We start from the raw sequence: 21,273 nt of genomic DNA, 5'->3' as shown, positions 1-21,273 counted from the left end.
GTGATGAGTTCTCCTCAGGAGGACGGGTCGGAAGCCGTCGCCAGTCTATCCGGCTCACCGCGCCGACGAGTTATTGTGAGTTACTCATATTTGCTCGCTAAGATATCTGTTATGACAACCGCGATTCACAGCGTCCCAGGGGATCCGGAGGCAACTTATGAAGGCTCCGGTGATTTTGAGCGCTGGCCTGCGCTGCTGCGCGAACGAGGGTTACGCGTGACCAAGCAGCGCCTGGCCGTACTGGACGCCGTCGCCGAGAATCCGCACCAGCCTGCAGAAGCAGTCCATGCGGCGGTGGCTCAGAAGCTGCAGGAGATCACCGTGCAGTCGGTCTACACCGTGCTGCATGATCTCACCGCTCATGACCTGCTGCGCCGCTTCGATCCTCCGGGTTCGGCGGCCTGCTATGAGACTCGCACCCATGACAACCACCATCACGCCATCTGCACGGTGTGCGGACGCATCGAGGATGTCGACTGCGTCCACGGTGAGGCTCCCTGCCTGGAGGCTCCGCCCTCGCTGGGGATGACGGTGGAAGTAGCCGATGTGGTGTTCCGCGGCGTCTGCAAGGACTGCGAAGCCGCTCGCAACGCCGCCTAGGACCTCTCCCCTGCTAGCACAGACACGTGGAACTTTGTGGATCCACGCGAGCACCCGGGTTGTCCACTGACCTGAAGGAATGACTACTGACACGAAGAACCCCCTGAATGGCTCTGGCCGCTCAGGGGGTTCTTCAGTACTCATCCGCTCGACGGCGGACGCTAGGTGTTACAGATCGTCGTCTTCATCCTCGCCGACTCCGGGCTGGGCAGGATCGGCAGTGTCCTCAGTGGTGCCCGGATCTGCCGGATCCTCCATGCCGCCGTCGTCAACGCTTCCGTCGTCGGTGGTGCCATCATCAACGATGCCGTCATCCACGGTGCCCTCACCGCCGTCGTCGACTGTGCCGGTGTCTTCAGTGCCAGTGTCTTCAGTGCCACCGCCGTCGTTATCGCATGCGGTCACACCCAGAAGGGCCAGCGAGCCGATGCCGACGATACCTGCGAGGGAGCGAAGCTTGTTGTCTTCGGTAATAGCCATGAAGATTCTTACCTCCGTTTGACTGCACCAGGGTCTGATGCCGGGCGGCCTTTCCGCCTCCACCTCAGTGACGCGCATCACGCGAACGAGGCGTTCTGCATCCATCATGGACAACCGGATGGGGGTGAGGAAAGCCAGAATGGGCATTCTGCGGCAACTCTGAGAGGACTATGAGCCGCTGTTCAGCCACCAAGGCTGTCATGGGTGATTCATTCAGCCCGGGACCAGCTGACGCCGGGGGTACTCCCCGGTTTCAGCGGCTGCGCCTAGAGGAATTCAGCGACGATGGACTGCAGCTGGTCTATGCTGATGATCTGGTCGTCTTCGGGCTCCGCGGGCAACTCCACGCTATTCCACTCGGTGAAGGTTCCGTGAATTTCATGGTCGTCCTCGACCGTGTTGACCTCGCGCAGCAGCGGTTCGTCATGATCGGCAGTGATCACTATCTCGCTCTGCTCTGAGGTGTAGACCCATACGTCCACGTCATCACGGGTCTGGGCCTGTCCGGCATCGAAGTCCGCGGCCCCACCTCGCGATTCGTATTCCTGGCCAAGCCGGTCAATCACCGTTTCCGGGGTCTCTACCGCGTCGGCATATTGTGCTGCTGGAAGACTGATCCAGCTGCCCTGATCCGACAGGGCACGCCGGACCTCCTCTGCGTCCACGTCGAAGTCCTCAGCATTGGGTCCGGTCACGAAGGTACTGTCCACCACGTCATCGACGCTCTGGTACACAAGATCCCCGTAGATCAGCACCTCATAGCCGAAGGTGCTGTACCGCATATCCGCCCCGTCGAGCTCTCCGCTGACCAGGATCTCCACCGTGGAGTCATCCTCTAGGTCACGATGCAGCGGGGTAAGCCCGGCGGCTCCGGCGGGCATTTCCATGGTGACTGTCACGCTCTGCTGCGCCGCCGCGGTCTCCCAGATCGCTTCTTCCAGTTCGGCGAGCTCGGGGACATCGGCGAGGTCGCCCTCAGCCTGCAGTTCACCGCTGGGCTCGGCGGCACTCTCCGTTGACTGCCCTGTTGGCTCCGCTGTTTCTTCGGCAGCGAGTTCTTCCGAGGCACTGCTGGAGGCAGGCGCCGACGACGGGGCAGACCCGGCGGCCTGATCCGCATCACCGGCGAGGTCGCCGCCGCAGGAAGTCAAGACCAGCACAGCAGTACTCATCATGCCGGCGAGAGCAAAGCGCCTGGACGCGGACGGTCTGGGTGCTGGGGTTCTGGGGGCTAGAGGTCTGGAAGCTGAAGGGCTGGGGATCATCAGTGGTCACAGTCCGTTCCGTAGTGTCGCTCCGTAGTTCTTGCCAGGATCAGCTAGCGGGGTAGGTCAGGGCAAGAGTCCAGTGTTCTCTGCAAAGGGTGCAGGCTATGCCAAAAGAGCCGCCCCCGCGGCTGCGGGAGCGGCTCTGGGGTCAACTGATATGGAGCTGTGACCGGTTACTGCACCAGCGGCTGGATGATGGCCTCCAGCTCATCGGCAAAGATGATGGCGTCATCCTCGGGGCGTTCGGGCGCATCGGTTTCGTTCCAGTCGGAGAAGTCCACCTGGACCCCGCCGTCCTCCACTGCGATGGCCATCAGCAACGGCTCGCTCTCATCGGCAAGCACCACCAGCTCATAGCCGCCCTCGGCGTAGACCCACACGTTCTCGCCGTCGCGGGTCTCCACCTCGCCCTCCGCGCTGAGGTCACCAAGTTCGGTGCCGCCGGCGGTAAGGCCGTATCCATTGCGGAAGTTCTCCAGGAACTGTGCCGGGGTCTCCACACGCTCGGCGTGGGTAGGCGTCACCTCGATCCAGTCGCCCTCAGCGGTGAGCGCGTCGCGTAAGTCCTCCGGGGCAATCTCAGCCGTGACGCCCTGGGCCTCAGCACCGGCCTGGTAGTCACTCACGAATGTGTCCACGGTCTGCAGGTACTGCTCTCCCTCGTCGAAGACCAGGTACTCGCCGCCGCCTTCCTGGGTGTAGGTGGAACCACCGCCGTTGAGGTCCCCGGCGATGGTCATCTGCACGTCCTCGCCTTCGTCTTCGGTGTCCTCAACGTGGGGCAGATCGCCCTCCTCCTGGGTGCCGCCGAGGTTCTCCTGGGCCTGTTCCAGAGCTTCGGCAGTCACGGCCACGTTGATGGTCACCGAGTCCTGCTCCGCGCTGGTCTCCCAGATCTGGTCGATGATCTCATTCAGCGCAGGGGGGTCCATGGTCTCGTCATCGGGCACCGGGCTGGCAACGTTGTCGCCCTCTTCCCCGGCAATCTCATCGGAGTAGTTGCCCTGCTGCTCCGCACCCGAGGGGTCTACGCCTTCCTGTGCGTTGTCCTCGGGGTAGTCATCTCCGCCCTCGCCTGAATCACCGCAGGCTGTCAGGGCGAGAAGCGCGACGCCGAAGACGCCTGTGGCTCTGTAGAACCTGTCCATTACGATGCTCCTCACGTAGGGGGTCTGCTCTGATTAGGTAGTGGTGGTCGAGTCGTCCCCGGCGGATTCGCCGTCCTCGGAGTCATCGTTATTCTCGGTGATCTCCTCGGTGGGCCAGCCCTGGTCTTCGGCGATGGCCGCAAAGATCTCATCCAGGGTGATGATGCTCTCCGGCGCCTCCGGGGTGGGTGATTCGTTCCAGTCACTGAACTGGTAGAAGGACTCCCCTTCGCGAACTTCCAGCAGATACGGCTCGCCCTCGGCAGCCACCACGAATTCGGTATCGCCCTCATCGGCGCGGTAGACCCAGACTGGGCTGCCTTCGCGGTCCTCGGTGACAGCGCTCATAGAACCCAGTTCCTCGCCGTCGAGTTCCTGCTGCCAGGTGGTGATGACGTCCGCGGCGGAGAACACGCTGCCATCCCCGCCGTCGGTGAACTGCACCCAGGCATCGGCCACAGTTTCTTCGATGAAGGACTCATCCACTGCTTCAGCGATGTCTTCATCGAGTTCACTGATCAGCAGGGCTGCGAAGTCTTCCCCGCGGAAGTACTCCTCGCCTTCGACGGCGCGCTGGGTGAAGCTATTGCCGCCTGCGGTGAAGCTCATCTCCGAGTTGGTGCCATCAACGGCGCCGGTGATCTGCAGGTCGCCTACGGCGTCGTCGTCCACCCCCTCGAAGAGCGCATCCAGATCAGCGTCGCCTGCCTGGACTTCGCCGCTGATGGTCACCGAGTCAGCGGCCAGCATTGCTGAGAAGACCTCTTCGCGAATCTCCCCGAACTGCGGTGTTCCCGCCGGTGATGCCCCGTCCAGCTCGGAGGCGTCGAAGGGGTTTCCGCAGGCACTGAGCGCGGTGACGGCCACCAGGGCCACACCTGCCAACGGGGCGCGGTGTGCGGCGGAGGTTCGGGATGGGCGTGTGGTCACTGAAGTGATGCCTCCTGAATCAGTGGATCCCCGTGATGCTAGTCACGGAGACTGAATGGCGCCTTAGAAGCAGCCGGACGGTCGGTAATGAGTATGACCCTTCAGGATAGCGCCAACTCAGACCAGACGCGGGTCATCCGCGCGCTTGATCCGCAACCAGCGGTAGCCGTAACCATCCAGCTGAGATTCTGTGGAGCTGTCCTGATCCAGCTCGCAGGACTCCTCGGACATCAGGTCCAGCAGCTGCGTGCCGGGCTCTTCCTCTTCGAGGGTAAGCGGGACGACGACGGGCTCCGCTCCCAGATTATGCAGCAGCACCATAGAACGGTCCTTCCAGGTGACATGGTGTGCCAGCACCGAGGGATTCGGCTGATCCAGCACGGCGTAGTCACCCCAGCCCAGTTCCGGGGATTCACGGTATCGCTTCGCCAACCGGGTGATGTGATGCAGCAGCGAGTCCTTATTGCGCCTGCAGTCCGCCGCGTTGACGTGCGCCGGGCCGTAGGGACCCTCGGTGACTTGGCGGGCCAGCTTGGAGGGGGCAGCGCTGGAGAATCCACCGTTCTTCTCATCGGTCCACTGCATCGGGGTGCGCACGGCTTCGCGCCCATCAACCTCCAGGTTCTCGCCCATGCCGATCTCTTCACCGTAGAAGAGCACCGGGGTGCCGGGTAGGGCGAAGAGCAGCGAGTAGGCCATCTTCAGTCGGCGCGGGTCGCCGTCGAACATGGGAGGAAGACGACGCCGCAGCCCGCGTCCGGCGAACCGGTGTTCCTCTTCTGGTCCGAAGGTATCCAGCACCTCGTTCTGCTCATCTTCAGGCAGCAGGTCAAGGGTCAGCTCGTCATGGTTGCGCAGGAAGTTCGCATACTGCGGCTCCACACCGATGTCCTTGGGACGGGAGTTCAGCGCCTCGATCAGCGGGGCAGCGTCTTGGCGTGCCAGCGCCAGGAAGGTTTTCTGGTTGGTGTAGAAGTCGAACTGCATGGTCAGCTGATCGCCATCGGATCCGCCGAAGAATGTCAGCTGTTCCTCATGTGGCAGGTTGACCTCTCCCAGCATGATCGCAGCTCCGTTTCCGGAGGAGCGGCGGGCGAGGAAGGCGCGCAGGCTGCGCAGATAGTCGTGGGGCTCTTCGAGTTCGTTCTTGTCATGACCTTCGAAGGTGGTCTGGTTGATGGCGAAAGGCACCGCGTCCACGCGGAAGCCGTCCACGCCCAGCTGCAGCCAGAAGCCCATGGTTTTGGCGATCGCGTCACGGACCTGCGGATTGGCGGTGTTCAGGTCCGGCTGGGTGTGCAGGAAGTGGTGCAGGTACCACTCCCCAGTTTTCTCATCATGGGTCCAGATACCGTTCTCCGAGTCGGGGAACATGCTCTCCTCGGAGGTATCCGGCGGGGTGTCGGAGCGCCAGACGTAGAAGTCCCGGTAGGGGTTGTCCTTGGACGCCCGGGCTTTGCGGAACCACGGGTGCTGGTCAGAGGTGTGGTTGATGACCAGGTCGATGATCACGCGCAGACCACGATCGTGGGCAATGCGCACCAGTTCAACGAAGTCGCCGTGGTTGCCGTATCGCGGGTCCACTCCGTACATGTCGGCGATGTCATATCCGTTGTCTCGCCGCGGCGATGGATAGAAGGGCATCAGCCACAGGCAGGTCACCCCGATTTCTGCCAGGTAGTCCACCCGTTGGGCCAGGCCGTTGAGATCGCCGATGCCATCGCCGTCGGAGTCCAGGAAAGTCTCCGGGTCGATGCAGTAGACAATCGCGTTCTTGTACCAGAGGTCTGCGGTCTCAGTGATACGCATGGGGTCTTCGGCCTTCCTTCGGCTGTCCTGGTCTTCCTCGTGATGCTGCGCGGCGGTGTAGTTCAGCTGCTGCGGCGGTTCAGCTGCCTGTGCGGTTCAGTTACTCGGGCGGTTCAGCTGCTTTGACGAAGTTGCGGCAGCACATGCTCACCGAAGGTGTCGATGAAAGGCTGCTGGTGTTGGCCCACATGGTGCAGATAGACGGCGTCGAAACCGCTCTGAACAGCGTGCTGAATCCACTCCGTGTGCTGCGCGGTGGAATGTGAGGTCCAGACCGCTTCCAGGACGTTTTCGCGGGGCACAGTATCAGCGGCGGCATCGAAGTGTGCCGGTGTGGGCAGGTCCTGATCGAGCGGGGGGCCAAAGACGTTACTGCGCCACTGGCCGTAGGCGATCTCCTCGGCTTCGGCCTGCGTGGGCGCCCAGCTGAGGTGGATCTGCAGCATGGCCGGCCCTTCTCCGCCGGCGTCCCGATAGGCGCTGAGTACGTCGTTCTGCACGTCACCGGCCTGGTTTAGGGTGATCAGCCCCCCGGCCCATCGAGCTGCACGCCGAGCCGATTCTTCGGTGACACAGGCGGCGTAGAGCGGAATGGGATTCTCCGGCCGGTCATAGAGGTAGGCGTCGTCGACCTCGACGAGGCCCTTATGCCCGGAGATCCACTGCCCTGCATGAAGCTGGCTGATGATCTTGGCGGACTCTTCCAGGCGCCGTCGCCGGTCGTCCTGGCCGAGCCACTTCTCACCGGTGATGTGTTCGTTCATCGCTTGTCCGGCCCCTAGCGCCACCCAGTAGCGACCGGGGAACATCTCCCCCAGAGTGGCGGTGGCCTGAGCGACGACGGCGGGGTGGTAACGCTGGCCGGGGGCGCACACCGAGCCGATCGGGAAGGAGGTGGTGGCCAGGGCCGCCCCGAGCCAGGAGAAGGTGAAGCCGGAGTGGCCTTGCCGCTCTGACCAGGGAAAGAAATGATCCGAGCTCATTGCGGCATCAAATCCGGCTTCCTCGGCGCGCTGCACATCGCGCAGCAGTTGGGAAGGGGAGATCTGCTCCTGGGAGGCGTGGAATCCGATGGTCGTCATGTTCTACTCACCCAACGTTGGCGGCCATGTGTTCGTTAGGGAGCGACTTTATGAGAGCTCGCCGTGCGCGCAGTGTGTGCCAGCTGAATACCCCCTGGATGCGGCCAAAAGGGCTAAGGGGCGCAGGCCATGAACCACGCGCGGCCGTACCGGGTGAGCGCACCGGGTCAGATGGCCGGGCCAGCGCGGCCGCACTGGCGCAGGCCTACCTGCCTAGCCCCTACCAGCCGGCGCTCTAGGGTCCAGTCCGCTAGGGCCAGTCCGCTAAGGGCCGACGATGGTGGTAGCCCGCGGAGAGTCGGCCAGCCGCGCCGCTACTCGCCGGATATCGGCGCTGGTGACCGCTTCAACCTGAGCCAGTGTGTCGGAGATGTCCACGAACTCACCGCGGACCAGCTCGGCTTTGCCCAGCCGGGACATCCGTGAGCTGGTCTCTTCCATGCCAAGCACGGTGGAGCCACGCAGCTGGCCCTTGGCCCGCTCCAGCTCCTCGGCGGTGACTTCTTCGGTGGCGATGCGCTCCAGTTCGTTGCTCATGACATCGATGACTGCATCCACCTTCTCCGGCAGGCAGCCAGCGTAGAGACCGTAGAGGCCTGCATCGGTGAATGCGGCGGAGAAGGAATAGGTGCTGTAGGCCAGCCCTCTGCGTTCGCGAATCTCCTGAAAGAGTCGGGAGGACATCCCTCCGCCGAGGACGGCGTGCATCAGGGACAGCGCGAAGCGGTCTTCATCGTGGGCAGCCATTCCGCGGCCACCCAGGATCACCTGGGTCTGCTCCACCGGTTTGCGGTGATGTTCGGTGCCGGTTCGGACCGGGATGTGGATCTCTGCTCCTACCCGGCGCGGTGCCGGTTGGCAGTTCTGGCTGATGTCCCAGCGGGATCCTTCCAGCGCTGCGGTGACCAACTGGCACAGCTGCTCATGGTCCAGCCCGCCGGCAGCGGTGATGACCAGTTCCTCCGGGCGGTACCAGCGGGCGAAATGGTCCCCGACATCGTCGCGGCTGGCTTGTTCGATGGCCTCCGGGGTGCCGCCGATGGGCCGGCCCAGCGGGTGCCCGTCGAGCACCTGTTCGGTAAAACGTTCGTGGACGACGTCGCCCGGGTCATCCTCGGCCATGGCCAGCTCTTCCAGGATCACCCCGCGCTCGGTCTCCATCTCTGCCGGATCGATCACTGCGGAGGTCACCATATCGGTGAGGACCTCCACCGCTATGGGCAGATCGGTATCCAGTACCCGGGCGTAGTAGCAGGTGGACTCTTTGCCGGTCATCGCATTGGACTCGCCACCTACGGCGTCAAAGGCTGCGGCGATGTCCAGGGCCGAGCGCTTGGCCGTGCCCTTGAACAGCAGATGCTCGAGGAAGTGGGTAGAGCCGTACTGATGGTCAGCCTCGTCCCGGGAACCCACGGCAATCCAGAAGCCGATGCTCACTGAGCGGATCCCCGGCATCTGTTCAGTCAGCACCCGCACCCCGCAGGGCAGCACAGTTCGGCGGACGGTAGAGCCGGCGTCGGCGTTGAGGACACCTTCAGTTTCAGGAGCAATTGTGACGCGCATAGAACCCTAAAACTACCAGGCCTGCAGCGCCACCGGCGCAGTGGGGGACGCCGGCTGGACCTCAGCGTTTCCAGGCGTTGAGCAGAGTGTTGGCTTCCTCGCTCAGGGCGGCCTGCAGCAGCGGCCCGAAGCTGACCCGTGAGACCCCGAGCCCGGTGAGCTCCTCTAGGGACAGCTGATCCGGGATGGCCCCGTGCTGCGGATGGGCGGTGACGTTCACCGGTGTGGAGACCGCCTCCAGGATGCTGGTGAGCACCCCGGTGCTGGGCAGTCCCACCGGGTAGAGCGAGTCGGCACCGGCTGCCTCTAGGAGATTGAGACGGTGGATGGTTTCGGCCAGCGGGTCCGCAAAATCCTCGGCGTGCTTATACACATCGGTGCGCGCATTGATGACCAGGTGGACCCCGGCATCCTCTGCTGCGGCACGGATGGCGGCGATGTAGTCGGCATGCTCCTGCGGGCTGCGCATGCTGCCGCGGGAATGCACGGTGTCCTCGATGTTGATGCCGACCACCCCGGCTTCCAGGGTGCGTTCCACCAGTTCGGCGGCCTCGGTGTCATATCCGGATTCCAGGTCCGCGCTCACCGGGATATCCACCGCGGCGGTGATCCGGGCAATGGTCTTCAGCGCCTGACTCAGTGTCATGACCTCGCCGTCGGCGGCCCCCAGAGAATCGGCGAGGGGGTGGCTGCCCACGGTCAGGGCAGAGTACCCGGCGGATTCGATCAACTTGGCAGACCATGCATCCCAGGCGGTGGGCAGCACGACCGGTGTGTGACTGTGGTGCAGTTCCAGCAGCGTCTTGGCCTTGGCGCTCAGTACAGCGGTGTCGATGCTCATGAAGACAGCTACCTCTCAACAGTGGGATCACCGAAGTGACGTATCAGAAAAGGTACCACTTCTCACTTTTTTGAACTGACCAGTCAGTGCAATAGACTGGAAGGCATGCTGGAACTTCACTCCGTGGGCTTCGATGAGCACCATCACCAGCTCATCCCAGCCACCACCTTCGCCGTACCAGAAGGTCATCTATCACTTCTGCAGGTGCCCACCCGCATGGGACGTACCGCCTGCACACTCATCGCCTCCGGCCGCTTAGAGCCACACACCGGCGAGGTTCTCCTTGACGGTGAAGCCAACCTGAAACGGCTCCGCTGCGCCGCGGCTCCGGTGGATTCCCCCACCATCACTGAGCCTGAGCACCATATGAAGGTCAAGCATGTGGTTGCAGAGGCGCTGGCCCTGCACAGCCGCCCGCCGGGCACCTCGTTCATTCGCCACATGACGCGCACCGTCAGTCCAGCAACCTGGATTCGTGACAACGGCTTTACTGACATCGTCGAGGAGCATGTCGCAGCCCTGGATCCGGCATTGCGCCTACATCTACTGCTGAGCCTTGCCTTCGCGGATCCGCAGGTGCGCGTGGCGGTAGTGGACTCCCCCGATCGCCATGACATCAGCTACCAGGACATGCTGCGAGTACTCACCCGCCACACCAGTGCCGGAAGGAAAACTAGCAACCAGAGCCGACGCCGAAGCCGCAGCGTACTGGCGGTGGTGGCGCAGTTGCCGGCTGCTGAGGATCTTCCTGCCCACATGCATACGGGCGACATTAGTACCGGGGGTCTGCACACCGGCTGGGCCGGAGCGTCGCCGAGAACCACCACCGAGGCAGAAACCGGCGTACCCCCCGGAGAGCAGCAGGTGCAGCAGTGACGTTTATCCGACTTCTCCGCGCTGAGTTCACCCGCCTGACCTCCAGCCTGACGCCGTTGATCACTATCATCGGGCTGTCCCTGATTCCTTTGCTCTACGCCGGGGTGTACCTCTACGCCAACTGGGACCCCTATGACAATCTCGACTCCGTCGACGCTGCCCTGGTGAACCTGGATGAGGGCGCGGATTTCGACGGCGTCCAGCGCACCATCGGCGAGGATGTCACCGAGGAGCTGCTGGAGGACGGCACCTTCGGCTGGCATTCGGTCTCCAGCAGGACCGAAGCGGAAGCGGGCGTGGAATCCGGGGAATACCAGTTCGCGCTGATCATCCCAACTGATTTCTCCGCGGCGCTGGCCTCCCCCAGCTCGTTCTCCTTCGCTGAGCAGGCCATCCTCGAGGTCACGGTGAACGAGGCCAATAACTACCTGCTCACCAACATCGTGAACTCGCTGACCACACGCGTCCATGACACCGTCGCAGCCCAGGTGGGGAAGGAAACCGCTGATGCCATGCTCACCGGCTATGGGCAGATCCATCAGCAGCTGACCGAGGCGGCCGACGGCGCAGGGCAGCTGCGCGATGGCGCTGTTGCCCTGCAGGACGGCATGACTGAACTGCACCAGGGCTCCACTGAGCTCACCGACGGCGCCGTCGCACTTGATGAGGGCACACACCAGCTGCGCTCAGGCATTGCGGAGCTCAATGCAGGTTCCGGTGATCTCGCGGCAGGTGCAGCAGAGCTCAGCGACGGTACCGGTGCACTGCATTCGGGGCTTGGCGAGCTGGTCCAGGGTGGTGAGTCCGTTGAAGGGGCCGCTGAAGCCCTGAACAGTGGCGCCCAGGAACTGAGCACCGGCATGGAATCCCTCTCTGCGGGAGCTGACGCGGTAGCAGAGGGCAGTCACCAGTTAGCAGCGGCCACCGATGAAGCCGCTGAGGTGATTTCTCGCTTCGAAAGCAACGCTGCGGACCGGGTTCCCACAGCAGTTGAGGCGCTGATCGATGCCGGTCTCATCGACCAGTCCCAGGTTCAGGATGCGGAAGCGGCACTGGGGGCTATCGCAGATGACTCAACGGATCTTCAGCGTGCTGCCGCGGCTCGCCAGGAACTGGCGACAGCGCAAGAGTCCATCAACGAGCTGACCTCCGGTGCACAGCAGGTGGCCGACGGCGCCGCTGAACTCTCCGCGGGCAGCAGCACTCTGGCCGATGGCACTGCTCGGCTGGTCGCCTCAGCACCGGATCTGGTGCAGGGGCTTCAGGATGCTGAGTCCGCAGCGGCCCAGCTCAACGACGGCGCCGATCAGCTCAAGGACGGCGCGGACCAACTGCATACCGGCACTGGGACACTGGCCTCAGGTGCCGAGGAGCTCACCGCGGGCAGTGCTGAGCTGTCCAGCGGCGCGGCTACCTTGCGGGATGGACTCGGTGAAGCCCGGTCCGGCACTGGGGAGCTGAAGGACGGTGCCCGGGAGTTGGCTGAGGGCCTGGGCGCCGGTGCTGAGGAGGTCCCAAACCCTGATGGCAAAGCTAAGGAGCAGATCGCGCGGGTGATGGGGAATCCAGTGGCCGTGCACCAGAGCGCGCAGACCGAAGCTGGTAGCTACGGTGCTGGCATGGCGCCCTTCTTCCTCGCCCTGTCGCTGTGGATTGGCGCATTGGTGCTGCTTCAGGTCCTGCGCCCGTTCTCTGCGCGAGCACTAGCGTCGAATGCGCCCTCTGTGTCCATCGCGGCAGGCTCCTGGTTGTCATTCGCCGGGCTTGCCCTGGTCCAGGCATTGCTGCTGTACGCCGCCGTCGTTCTGGGCCTGGGACTCACTCCGGCGCATCCATGGTTGGCCTTAGCACTGCTGATTGCTTCCTCGGTGGCGTTCACGGCGCTCATCCAAGGGGCGGTGGCGCTGTTGGGCAATCCCGGAAAGATGCTGATGCTGGTGCTGCTGGTACTGCAGCTAGTGGCCTCCGGAGGCACGTTCCCCTATCAGGCGCTGCCGCCGGTGCTGCAGGCGCTGCATCCGCTGCTGCCGATGAGCTATGTGGTGGACGGATTACGGCATGTCATCTACGGCGGCCGGCTCGATGCACTGCAGACGGCTTTGCTCGCACTGCTGGTCACCGCCATTATTGGACTCTCCGTTCAGGTCCTGGCGGTGCATAAGAAGAAAATGTGGAGTCTGCGGAGGCTCCAACCGCCCATTCAGGAGGCAGCATGACCCCCGTTACCGCACCCGTATCCGATTCTGACTCTGCCACTGGCAGACGACGTCCCGCACGTATTCGCCTGCTTGAGGCCATGATGTCTCTGGATGAACACCGCAGCATCCAGGAGTACACGGTGGAGGAGCTGGCTGCGGTGGCAGGAGTGGCCAAGGGCTCGGTGTACTACCAGTTCGGGTCCAAAGAGGAACTGGTGCGGGAGATGCTGGTCTACGGTGCCGAACGGTTGCAAGAGATCATGGAGGACGGCGCGGCAGATGCTGGGACGTCGGTCTCATCGGCCAGGGCCGCATTCGCTGCCCAGCTGAGCAAGGCACTGGAGTTCCTGGATGAGTATTCATCATTCACCGGCCTGGTGGCCTACGCGCTGGCCCGCCGCGGAGCCGATGAGTCCGGTCAGCTGCGCGTGGAGAAACAGTCGATCGTCGCACTCGTTGCCCGTGGACTGCAGCGCCTTGGCCACGGTGACAACGCTGAGATCACTGCCACTGCGCTGCTGGCAGCAGCAGTGACAGTGAGCATTGAGCGGCACACCGCCCACCCCGAATGGACCACGGCCGAATGCGCCCGGGTCCTTATGGGCATGGTGTGACCACGGCTGCCGGGTATCGCAATGTTCGGGCAGAGATCGCCACTCCAGAAACCGGCACACCATGAACTGGCACACCATGAACCACCAGAGCATGAACCGCCACACCATGGGATCTCTGTGCCGCGCCGGGGCGGAGCCCTAAGAGTGCGTTAGGGTGTCTGTGGTACTGCACACCCGCGCCCGGACTCGATCAGCTCCTGCTCCGGCGCTTTCGAGAAGCGGAAGGATACGGACCTGAAGCGACGCATCCTCCCGCACGCTCTGGGATTTCTGACCGCCGGGGCACGTGTCATCTATGCCGTGTTCAAGCTGCTGCCGGTTCAGCGCAAAGTTGTACTGATCACCCGGGAGCCGCGGCAGATCTCCGTGGATTTCTCTCTCCTTCAGGAAGCGATCCGCCGAAAGCACCCTGATCACCGGATTGTGGTGATCAAGCATAAGAAGCTTTCGGTCTCCTACTTGGGCAAGGCCTTCCGGGAGATGTATCACCTGGCCACCTGTGCTGGCTGCCTGGTGGATGGCTACATCATCCCGGTCAGCATCCTCAACCACCGCGAAGAGCTGCGAATCGGCCAGATCTGGCATGCCCTGGGCGCCATTAAGAAGTTCGGCCATCTGGCTTCCGGCACCCGTGAGGGGCCTCATCCGCGGGTGGCTGAGGCCATGCGGATGCACCAGAACTACACCTTCGTGTGCGCCTCCGGCTCAGTGCCGGCCAGTATCTACACCGCAGCCTTCGGCATCCCGGCCGAGCGCATCAAGCCCTATGGCATGCCGCGGATCGACTATCTGCTCGATGACGCCGGCCAGCAGGACCGCCGAAAGAAGATCCTCCACCGCTTCCCTCAGTTTCAGAAGGCTCAGGAGGACGGCGGCCAGATCATCCTCTACGTGCCCACCTTCCGGCGCGGTAAACAGATTCCCTATACCCAGCTGGCCGCGGCCTTCGCCGATGAGCCCGGCACCCTGGTGCTGCTGCCGCACCCGCAGGACAAGTCCCCCCTGCCCGAGGCCGGCAATACGCTCATCGGCACCGGAACCGGTGTGGGCGTGCTGGACTGGCTGGCGGTGGCAGACGTGGTCATCACCGACTATTCAGCGGTGACCTACGAGGCCAGCCTGCGCAACATCCCCATGGTCTTCTGGCCCTATGACATGGAGGATTACCAGGATGCCCGCGGGCTGGCCGTGGACTACCAGGCCGAAGTGCCCGGACCGATTGTCAGCTCAGCCACCGAGGCAGTGGAACAGGCGCTGCGCCTGGGTGGTCTCAACGCTGAGGAGCTGAGTTCTGCCGCCCGTGAGGAGATGGAGGCCAATATCTTGCGCTTCCGTTCCCGTCACCTGGACTTCGTCACCGACGACGACGGCGCCCTGCCGGTAACTCCGCCGCGGTGTGCGGATCAGATTGTGGACGCCCTGCAGCTGCAGAGCTGACGCCTCCGCGCCGTCGTCGGCCTCCCCGCACGCCGGACCCGCGCTTTGTGTCATATCGAAGCCGATCCGCAGCCTCGGTGAAACAAACAAACTCTGTGTGTGAAGGGCTCCGCGGTGTCCCGCAGCGGACCCAGCGTGGGGAATCCTCGGCACCGGGGGCCACTGTCATTCCGCGTACCCCTGATCCGGCATAAGCTTGTGAACCCCGCAGACGCTTATAGCCTTAGGCAGATTTCATAAACCTAGGCGGAATTCTGATCTGGGGACCCAGGGCCTGACCTGGGGATCAGCCGACACGGTGATCGCCCAATCTGGAGATCAGTAGGGGTAGTGGCCGCGCTCGGAGATCTCGAAGCCGCCGCCGGTGACTGAGTTGTAGCAGGAGACCCGGTCGCTCATTGAGATGCAGACCAGGAAACCATCAGTGGCGGAGCTGTTGACGGAGAGCGTCTGCCGGTCGGTGCGCTCCACGGGATCTTCACAGTGCGGCCCAGCGGTGCCGCCGTCCACCTGCATCCGGTAGGTGGTGCCGCCGCTGCATCCTGCAGGGGCCGCGTAGCTGTGCTGGTAGGCGGTGCAGCGTACGCCGTCGTTGAATTCGCACTGGATATTGCCGTTGGGAGTGACGAAGCCGTCCATCTCCTGAGCGCCGCCCAGACCGATGCTTCGGTTGACCCAGTCGGTGCCCACCTCGGTGAGCAGCTCTGCAGCGCCGTTCTCTGAGCCGCCGTTCTCCGGGGCTTCGGAGCCGCTGCGGGCAGCTTCGAAGACTCCGGCAGCATGGGTGGAGGAGCATGCGCTTTGCAGTCCGGTGAAAGCCTGCTCCAAAGCATCAGCATCGTCCGCAGCCGCCGCGTCCTGGGTACCGGCGGCAGTGAGAAATGCGGTGACCACGCCTGCATCATCACCACTCTGGCAGCTGGTCTCGTCAGGAAGTGATGCCACCGCAGCACGCGCTTGGACGAGGGCCTCCTCATCGGCGCCCGGGCTTTCTTCCTCTTCGGGGGCCTCAGTCTCTTCGCCCTCTGTTTCTTCGCCCCCGGGCGACTCAGTCTGCTGCTGCGTGGGGGTGGGGGTGGATTCAGCCACAGGGGCCTCGTCGGAGCCGCCGAGCAGGTTGGCCACCAGAGCGATGATCGCGCCTATGGCCACCACGCCCACAACAGCTGCGGCGATCAGCACAAGGGGAGAACGACGGCGCGGCTGCTCCTCGGCAGCACCGGGCTCACGGTATGCGGTGGACAGAGCCGCCGGCGGAGGAACCACTGCCGCAGTCTCCTGCGCAGCGGGCAGGTATGAGAGCGCCTCCCGGCCCTCAGGGTAGGTGCCGTCCTCATCAGACTCACCAGCATCTCGCTCACCTGGCTCAGATTCTGCTGATTCAGGCCCTGCTGATTCAGGCTCTGCTGACACAGGCCCTGCTGACTCAAGCGCTTCTGGTTCAGACTCTGCCTCATCCTGAGCTAACGCCGAATCGGGAATCTCGTCCGCTGCATGCAGATGCTCGTAGGCGTGGGGCTCGGCTGCAGGCTCTTCTGTGGTGAAGTCATCAGAGGCGACATCCGCAGCGGGAATCAAGTGAGCGTCGTCGTGCTGCTGGCCATGGTCATCAGCGCCCAGCGGGTGGGCGGCAGCGTCCTGGTCAACGGGTGCCTGCGCCCACGGTTCCTCAGCATGGGGTTCGTCAGCATGGGGTTCGTGTGCCTGTTGTTCCTGCGGCTGAACATCCTCAGCCTCGTAGGTGCGAGCCGCGTAAGGATCGGTGTAGGACGCCGCCGCAGCATCCTCATGCTCACGGTAGGCAGGAGTATGGTGGGTCATGGTGTCCCACATACCGGCCATCGGGTTGGTGGCAGCCTGGGCGGAAGAGACTTCCTTGCCGAAGGGACGCAGGGCAATGGCAGCGTCAATATCAGGATCACCGAGGGCAGCCAGGGCGTCCACGAGTTCCTGGTAGGTACCGGGGTTGGCGGCGACGGCGGGACGCAGCTGGGGATAGTTCTCCGCAATCCAGTGGAGAACGTCCCAGTCGGTGTGCGGGTCTGAGGCCAGGGCCTCCAGTTCGGCTACGTCCAGATCGTCACTCATGATTGTCCAGCATACGTGCAGGGTTAAGAGGGCGCACAAAATACACCAGTCTCCCTGACAACCCCCGGATACCTACTGAGCCCCGGGTCAACGCCAAGGCCAGCGGTGCTCCGCCGCTGCCGTTTGAGCGCCTCACTGTCCCTGCGCCTGGCCCGCGGCAGGGCACCTGCGCGTGCGCCGACTCAGTGACTGGTGGCGTACTCGCTGAAACTGCCCTCGCGCATGGCCTGTCCAGCAGCGGCCATGGCGTCATAGTCAGGAACAATGATGGATTCGCTGCCGGCCTGACCTACGCCGTGGTTGGGCAGGGTGAACATCTGGATATCGCCGCCACGCACGTTCCGCAGCGACCATCCCAGATCAGCGATGAGATCAGCGTCCTGCAGCCCCGCATCTACTGTCATATAGGGCGCGAAGTTGGAGACCATATTGTGCAGGGTCACTGGATTGGTCAGGGTGGAGGGGGTGAGCACCTCGTTGAGGACTCCGCGCACAAAGGCCTGCTGATTGGCTACACGCTGGTAGTCCCCGCCGTCGAAGGCACGGCGCTCGCGCACAAAGCTCATCGCCGCAGTGGAGTCCATCGATTGCGGACCCTGGTTGAACTGGTAGCCGTCCCGGGAGGTGAAGGCCACCGGAGAGTCCACGGTGACTCCTCCCATGGCACTGACCAGCCCCTGGAAGCCCTGCATGTCCACCGCGGCCACGTGGTCGATTCGGACATCGAAGAGGTTCTCCACGGCGGCCACTGCGGTGCCAGGACCGCCAAAGGAGAAGGATGAGTTGATCTTGGCCTCACCGTGGCCCGGGATCGGCACCCAGGTATCACGCATGATGGACATAACCTGGATGGAGTCACGCTCGTGCGGGATGTGGACCCACATGATGGTGTCGGCGCGTCCGGCATTGGGCAGCCAGGGAACGTTCTCGGTCTCCCCGGAGCCGCCGCCAGCATCAGAGCCCAACAGCAGGATGTTGACCTGTTCATCATCGACCAGCTTGCCGTCGTCCTCCACCCGGGCAGGACGCTCAGGACGTTCGCTCTCCTCGGGGAAGGTCTCTTCTTCCGGGAGCACATTGACGGAGGTCTCGTAGGCGCCGCGCAAAGAGTTCAGATAGAGGGCAGCAGCGGTGACACCAGCGATCAGGAGCACCAGGGCTGAACTGAGCACGATCAGCGTGATGCGCCGGCGTCGGCTGGATTTAGGAGGGGCTTCTTCGGTGAGGAGCTCTTCAGACATCAGGGTCAGAGTACACGCGGCCCCTGAAAAGCTCCCTGGACGGCTCCTGGCGCGCAATACGCTCTACGAGGGCGCTGACGGAAACTCTCAAGAGTTTCTTGAAACCCGCTGTTTTCAGGAAGTTGTTATTATGCGCAGACTTGCACTGAAATAAATTTCGCACCTGACCCTGGGGCAGACAGTACACCCGGTACGACGACGCCTGCCCCGCAACTCGTTAACGTAAGGCATTGGCTGAGGGCACGCACGATGAAGAGGATTCTCACCTACGGCACGTTCGATCTGCTCCACTGGGGGCATATTCGGCTCCTCAAGCGCGCCAAAGCGATGGGCGACTACCTGATTGTGGCCGCCAGCACCGACGAGTTCGTGCAGGAAAAGGGCGCCCGCGCCAGCTACCACTCCTTTCAGGTGCGCAAAGCCATGCTCGAGGCAGTGCGCTACGTGGATCTGGTGATCCCTGAAGCCTCCTGGGAGCAGAAGGCCGAGGACGTGCGGCGCTACCGTGCCGACGTCGTGGTCATGGGCTCGGACTGGGAGGGCTCCCCGCGGTTTGAGAGCCTGCGCAGTGTTTGTGATGTGGAGTATCTGCCGCGCACTGAGGGCGTCTCCACCTCGCAGATTCGTAAGGATCTGCTGACTGAAGCCGTGACGTTCAGGGCGGCATGAAACGGGTCCTGACCTACGGCACCTTTGATCTGCTCCACTGGGGGCATATCCGACTGCTGCGCCGCGCCAAGGCCATGGGCAACTATCTTGTGGTGGGGCTGAGCACCGATGCGTTCAACGAGGCTAAGCCGGGCAAGCAACCCAGTTACCATCCCTTCGAGGTGCGCCAGCTGATGCTGGAGTCCATCCGCTACGTGGATCTGGTGGTTCCGGAGAGCACCTGGGATCAGAAGATCGATGACATCCGCAGGCATGAGATCGATCTGGTGGTCATGGGCTCGGATTGGGAGGGCTCGCCGCGGTTTGAGTACCTGCGGGACTACTGCGACGTCGTCTACCTCCCCCGTACCGAGGGCACCTCGACCTCCCAGATCCGCCGCGATCTGCTGTTTGAAGCGATCGAGTACAAGAAGGAAGCCGAGCGCAGCGTCAATCCCGACGCGGCCCCCGGCACTGCACGGCTTCCGGTGCTGCCCACACCGGCGCGCAGGCCGAAGCTCCCCCCTCCTCCGCGCAGCTGATCCTTCTGTTGGAGACCTCGGCTGGGACATCTGAACTAAGACAGTCCAATTAGGACAGTGAAAGAAACAGCTTCTCCAGCTCCTCCACAGTCAGCCCGTCTTCCAACTCGGCGGCACGCTCGGGATCGTTCACGCAGAACTGCATGGCGGAGGAGACCACGCTGAATCCGGCACGGTCCAACGCTGTGGAGACTGCAGCGAGCTGGGTGACCACACTGCGGCAGCTCTGTCCGGACTCCACGGCGTTGATCACCGCGTCAAGCTGACCCCGAGCCCGCTTCAGCCGGTTCAGGATCTTCCGTTGAGCTTCAGGATCTGCTTCCCTCATGCTTTCCTCCTTATTGAATGCGTAGCGCTTGTGCGCTCCTGCGTCGTCTGAGCAGAACGGCAGTCAGCACAATCAGGACCACGACCGCGAGTGCGGCCACATAAGGGGCGGGGAGCTCCTGCCCGAAGATCACCAACCCCATGGTCAGAACAAAGTATCCGAAGACGCTCTTCAGCGCGCCCTCAGGCACGAACTTCGCCACCGCTGAGCCGATGAGCGCACCGATGATGGTGACAGCGGTGATCAGTAGTACCGGCACCCAGTCGATGCTCACCGTGGTCAGGTAGCCGCCGAGTCCGGTGAAAGATTTCAGCGCGATGATCAACAGAGATGTGCCTACCGCGGCAGGCATGGAGAGCCCTCCCAGCAGCACCAGAGCGGGCATTACCAGGAAGCCTCCACCGGCGCCCACCATGCCGGTGACCACGCCCACTACCAGTCCTTCGAGCAGGATCTTCAGCAGCGGCAGCTGGGGACGAGGCGCAGCGGGGCCATGAGGCCGCCGTCCCGCAATCATCGCCAGGGCGGTAGCGATCATCATCACGGCGAAGGCCACCAGCAGCACAAGGTCAGGCAGCTGGCTGCCCAGTAGACCTCCGCCGAAGGCACCTGTCATGGCAGCAGCACCGAAGAGAAGTCCGGTGCGCCATTGAACGTTGCCCCGGCGCGCATGACTCAGCACGCTGATGGCCGATGTCACTCCGATGATGAACATGGAGGACGCGATGGCCTCTTTGGCGGGCATGCCGGCCACATAGGTCAGCAGTGGTACCGCCAGAATAGTGCCGCCGCCACCGAGGAGACCTAGTGTGATCCCAATCCCGACGGCGAGCACCAGGACTAGGACCAGGGTGGGGCCGGTCACCCGCGCTGACCTGCTGTGCCGGGGACCTGCACCGCGTTGGCGCGCGGAATCTCCGTCAACAGCTTCTCCAGGGTGGGGTGAGCTGCTGTCCTGTTCCAGGGCATCTTTGATAGGGCCGAGGCCATGGCACACGTGTTGCTCAGTGCGGAGAAGGTCAGCCCTGCTCCGATGGCTCCGGCGAGGTAGCCGAGTTTCGGCGAGATCAGTTTGCTGCCAAGGAAACCTGTGAGCACCAGCGAACCTGCCACCATACGCACTTGGCGGTCCATGGCCCAGCGCTGGGTGCCCCGAGCGGTGTGCTTGTGCTGTGACGCTTCGAAGGCGACGACGCCGCCCTCCAGCACCCGAGCACCGTTGACCCCTGCTGAGCGCAGCAGCTGCAGGGCCTGTTGGGCGCGGTTCCCGGTCTGGCAGATCAGCACCACCTCGCCTTGGAGCTGCTCGCCCAGCTGGGTCTGATGGTTCTGCAGCAGGTCCAGCGGGATGTTCAGCGAGCCGGGAATGTGCAGCGTCTCGTATTCACCGGGGGTGCGGACATCCACCATCAACGGTGCCTGCTCAGATGAGCCGGTAGCTGCTGCGGCAATCTTCTCCGCAAGCTCTGCTGGGGCCATGGGTGCTGCCTGGGCGGCAGGGGTCGTCGTCATCTGTCTCCTTCGTTGAATGTATGAGCGGTCTCAGGTGTGGGGTCGCGGGCCTGAGCTCTCAGCCGTGG

General features: G+C 63.4%; 20 protein-coding genes. 7 read left to right on the top strand and 13 right to left on the bottom strand.

Features of this window, described 5'->3' with window-relative positions:
- Window positions 1-111: 111 nt before the first annotated feature.
- Window positions 112-600 carry a Fur family transcriptional regulator gene (locus tag TX78_RS09755; RefSeq protein WP_081652719.1) on the top strand — a complete coding sequence of 163 codons (489 nt, stop codon included), beginning with the start codon at window positions 112-114 and terminating at the stop codon, window positions 598-600.
- A gap of 168 nt (window positions 601-768) precedes the next feature.
- On the opposite strand, the gene TX78_RS13770 is transcribed toward TX78_RS09755, so the two are convergent.
- The 8 genes from TX78_RS13770 to TX78_RS09715 form a co-directional block, all read right to left on the bottom strand.
- Window positions 769-1,080: a hypothetical protein gene (locus TX78_RS13770; protein WP_158644329.1), complete on the bottom strand. Its 312-nt coding sequence runs from the start codon at window positions 1,078-1,080 to the stop codon at window positions 769-771.
- A gap of 266 nt (window positions 1,081-1,346) precedes the next feature.
- Window positions 1,347-2,255 carry a hypothetical protein gene (locus TX78_RS09745; RefSeq protein WP_044495937.1) on the bottom strand — a complete coding sequence of 303 codons (909 nt, stop codon included), beginning with the start codon at window positions 2,253-2,255 and terminating at the stop codon, window positions 1,347-1,349.
- Window positions 2,256-2,521: 266 nt separating this feature from the next.
- Window positions 2,522-3,496, bottom strand: a complete 975-nt coding sequence (locus TX78_RS09740; protein WP_044495936.1) for a hypothetical protein — start codon at window positions 3,494-3,496, stop codon at window positions 2,522-2,524.
- 33 nt (window positions 3,497-3,529) lie between these two features.
- On the bottom strand, window positions 3,530-4,426 hold the full coding sequence (locus TX78_RS09735; RefSeq protein ID WP_044495934.1) for a hypothetical protein: 897 nt from the start codon (window positions 4,424-4,426) through the stop codon (window positions 3,530-3,532).
- A gap of 117 nt (window positions 4,427-4,543) precedes the next feature.
- Window positions 4,544-6,235, bottom strand: a complete 1,692-nt coding sequence (locus tag TX78_RS09730) for an alpha-amylase family protein (protein WP_044495933.1) — start codon at window positions 6,233-6,235, stop codon at window positions 4,544-4,546.
- Window positions 6,236-6,348: 113 nt separating this feature from the next.
- Entirely contained in the window at window positions 6,349-7,317 is a 969-nt protein-coding gene (locus TX78_RS09725) for a TIGR03885 family FMN-dependent LLM class oxidoreductase (RefSeq protein ID WP_044495932.1), read from the bottom strand.
- A 264-nt stretch (window positions 7,318-7,581) separates the two neighbouring features.
- On the bottom strand, window positions 7,582-8,880 hold the full coding sequence (locus tag TX78_RS09720; RefSeq protein ID WP_044495930.1) for a M16 family metallopeptidase: 1,299 nt from the start codon (window positions 8,878-8,880) through the stop codon (window positions 7,582-7,584).
- A gap of 61 nt (window positions 8,881-8,941) precedes the next feature.
- Window positions 8,942-9,721: an isocitrate lyase/PEP mutase family protein gene (locus tag TX78_RS09715; protein ID WP_044495928.1), complete on the bottom strand. Its 780-nt coding sequence runs from the start codon at window positions 9,719-9,721 to the stop codon at window positions 8,942-8,944.
- 105 nt (window positions 9,722-9,826) lie between these two features.
- Here TX78_RS09715 and TX78_RS09710 point away from each other — a divergent pair, with 105 nt between their 5' ends.
- The 4 genes from TX78_RS09710 (at window position 9,827) to TX78_RS09695 (ending at window position 14,846) form a co-directional block, all read left to right on the top strand.
- Window positions 9,827-10,597 (top strand): P-loop NTPase family protein, encoded by a 771-nt coding sequence (locus tag TX78_RS09710; RefSeq protein WP_049897776.1) that lies wholly within the window; start codon window positions 9,827-9,829, stop codon window positions 10,595-10,597.
- Window positions 10,594-12,813: a YhgE/Pip domain-containing protein gene (locus tag TX78_RS09705; protein ID WP_044495927.1), complete on the top strand. Its 2,220-nt coding sequence runs from the start codon at window positions 10,594-10,596 to the stop codon at window positions 12,811-12,813. The genes TX78_RS09710 and TX78_RS09705 overlap by 4 nt, the downstream gene beginning before the upstream one ends.
- On the top strand, window positions 12,810-13,409 hold the full coding sequence (locus tag TX78_RS12750; RefSeq protein ID WP_049897775.1) for a TetR/AcrR family transcriptional regulator: 600 nt from the start codon (window positions 12,810-12,812) through the stop codon (window positions 13,407-13,409). The genes TX78_RS09705 and TX78_RS12750 overlap by 4 nt, the downstream gene beginning before the upstream one ends.
- Before the next feature lie 300 nt (window positions 13,410-13,709).
- Window positions 13,710-14,846: a CDP-glycerol glycerophosphotransferase family protein gene (locus TX78_RS09695; protein WP_044495925.1), complete on the top strand. Its 1,137-nt coding sequence runs from the start codon at window positions 13,710-13,712 to the stop codon at window positions 14,844-14,846.
- 318 nt (window positions 14,847-15,164) lie between these two features.
- On the opposite strand, the gene TX78_RS09690 is transcribed toward TX78_RS09695, so the two are convergent.
- Entirely contained in the window at window positions 15,165-16,934 is a 1,770-nt protein-coding gene (locus TX78_RS09690; RefSeq protein ID WP_044495924.1) for a variant leucine-rich repeat-containing protein, read from the bottom strand.
- 182 nt (window positions 16,935-17,116) lie between these two features.
- Entirely contained in the window at window positions 17,117-18,175 is a 1,059-nt protein-coding gene (locus TX78_RS09685) for an LCP family protein (protein ID WP_044495922.1), read from the bottom strand.
- Window positions 18,176-18,424: 249 nt separating this feature from the next.
- Here TX78_RS09685 and TX78_RS09680 point away from each other — a divergent pair, with 249 nt between their 5' ends.
- Complete coding sequence (locus TX78_RS09680) at window positions 18,425-18,844, top strand: adenylyltransferase/cytidyltransferase family protein (RefSeq protein ID WP_044495921.1); 420 nt, start codon at window positions 18,425-18,427, stop codon at window positions 18,842-18,844.
- Window positions 18,841-19,365: a glycerol-3-phosphate cytidylyltransferase gene (gene tagD / locus TX78_RS09675; protein WP_081652717.1), complete on the top strand. Its 525-nt coding sequence runs from the start codon at window positions 18,841-18,843 to the stop codon at window positions 19,363-19,365. Before TX78_RS09680 ends, tagD begins: the two co-directional genes overlap by 4 nt.
- A 49-nt stretch (window positions 19,366-19,414) precedes the next feature.
- On the opposite strand, the gene TX78_RS09670 is transcribed toward tagD, so the two are convergent.
- From TX78_RS09670 to TX78_RS09660, 3 genes are read right to left on the bottom strand one after another with little or no spacing between them, the layout of a single operon-like run.
- Window positions 19,415-19,693 carry a metal-sensitive transcriptional regulator gene (locus TX78_RS09670; protein WP_044495920.1) on the bottom strand — a complete coding sequence of 93 codons (279 nt, stop codon included), beginning with the start codon at window positions 19,691-19,693 and terminating at the stop codon, window positions 19,415-19,417.
- Window positions 19,694-19,703: 10 nt separating this feature from the next.
- On the bottom strand, window positions 19,704-20,558 hold the full coding sequence (locus tag TX78_RS09665; protein WP_044495919.1) for a sulfite exporter TauE/SafE family protein: 855 nt from the start codon (window positions 20,556-20,558) through the stop codon (window positions 19,704-19,706).
- Window positions 20,555-21,205, bottom strand: a complete 651-nt coding sequence (locus TX78_RS09660) for a rhodanese-like domain-containing protein (RefSeq protein ID WP_049897773.1) — start codon at window positions 21,203-21,205, stop codon at window positions 20,555-20,557. The genes TX78_RS09665 and TX78_RS09660 overlap by 4 nt, the downstream gene beginning before the upstream one ends.
- Window positions 21,206-21,273: the final 68 nt, after the last annotated feature.

Source organism: Nesterenkonia massiliensis (assembly GCF_000455245.1).
Taxonomy (GTDB): domain Bacteria; phylum Actinomycetota; class Actinomycetes; order Actinomycetales; family Micrococcaceae; genus Nesterenkonia; species Nesterenkonia rhizosphaerae.
The sequence above is the reverse complement of the archived record's forward strand: the minus strand, read 5'-3'. Positions and strand labels throughout refer to the sequence as shown.

Coding starts and splice junctions, on each gene's coding strand:
- TX78_RS09660 (WP_049897773.1), bottom strand. CDS start 21,205: ATGACGACGACCCCTGCCGCCCAGGCAGCACCCATGGCCCCAGCAGAG.
- TX78_RS09690 (WP_044495924.1), bottom strand. CDS start 16,934: ATGAGTGACGATCTGGACGTAGCCGAACTGGAGGCCCTGGCCTCAGAC.
- tagD (WP_081652717.1), top strand. CDS start 18,841: ATGAAACGGGTCCTGACCTACGGCACCTTTGATCTGCTCCACTGGGGG.
- TX78_RS09685 (WP_044495922.1), bottom strand. CDS start 18,175: ATGTCTGAAGAGCTCCTCACCGAAGAAGCCCCTCCTAAATCCAGCCGA.
- TX78_RS09725 (WP_044495932.1), bottom strand. CDS start 7,317: ATGACGACCATCGGATTCCACGCCTCCCAGGAGCAGATCTCCCCTTCC.
- TX78_RS09730 (WP_044495933.1), bottom strand. CDS start 6,235: ATGCGTATCACTGAGACCGCAGACCTCTGGTACAAGAACGCGATTGTC.
- TX78_RS09720 (WP_044495930.1), bottom strand. CDS start 8,880: ATGCGCGTCACAATTGCTCCTGAAACTGAAGGTGTCCTCAACGCCGAC.
- TX78_RS13770 (WP_158644329.1), bottom strand. CDS start 1,080: ATGGCTATTACCGAAGACAACAAGCTTCGCTCCCTCGCAGGTATCGTC.
- TX78_RS09710 (WP_049897776.1), top strand. CDS start 9,827: ATGCTGGAACTTCACTCCGTGGGCTTCGATGAGCACCATCACCAGCTC.
- TX78_RS09670 (WP_044495920.1), bottom strand. CDS start 19,693: ATGAGGGAAGCAGATCCTGAAGCTCAACGGAAGATCCTGAACCGGCTG.
- TX78_RS09745 (WP_044495937.1), bottom strand. CDS start 2,255: ATGATGAGTACTGCTGTGCTGGTCTTGACTTCCTGCGGCGGCGACCTC.
- TX78_RS09740 (WP_044495936.1), bottom strand. CDS start 3,496: ATGGACAGGTTCTACAGAGCCACAGGCGTCTTCGGCGTCGCGCTTCTC.
- TX78_RS09715 (WP_044495928.1), bottom strand. CDS start 9,721: ATGAGCATCGACACCGCTGTACTGAGCGCCAAGGCCAAGACGCTGCTG.
- TX78_RS09755 (WP_081652719.1), top strand. CDS start 112: ATGACAACCGCGATTCACAGCGTCCCAGGGGATCCGGAGGCAACTTAT.
- TX78_RS09680 (WP_044495921.1), top strand. CDS start 18,425: ATGAAGAGGATTCTCACCTACGGCACGTTCGATCTGCTCCACTGGGGG.
- TX78_RS12750 (WP_049897775.1), top strand. CDS start 12,810: ATGACCCCCGTTACCGCACCCGTATCCGATTCTGACTCTGCCACTGGC.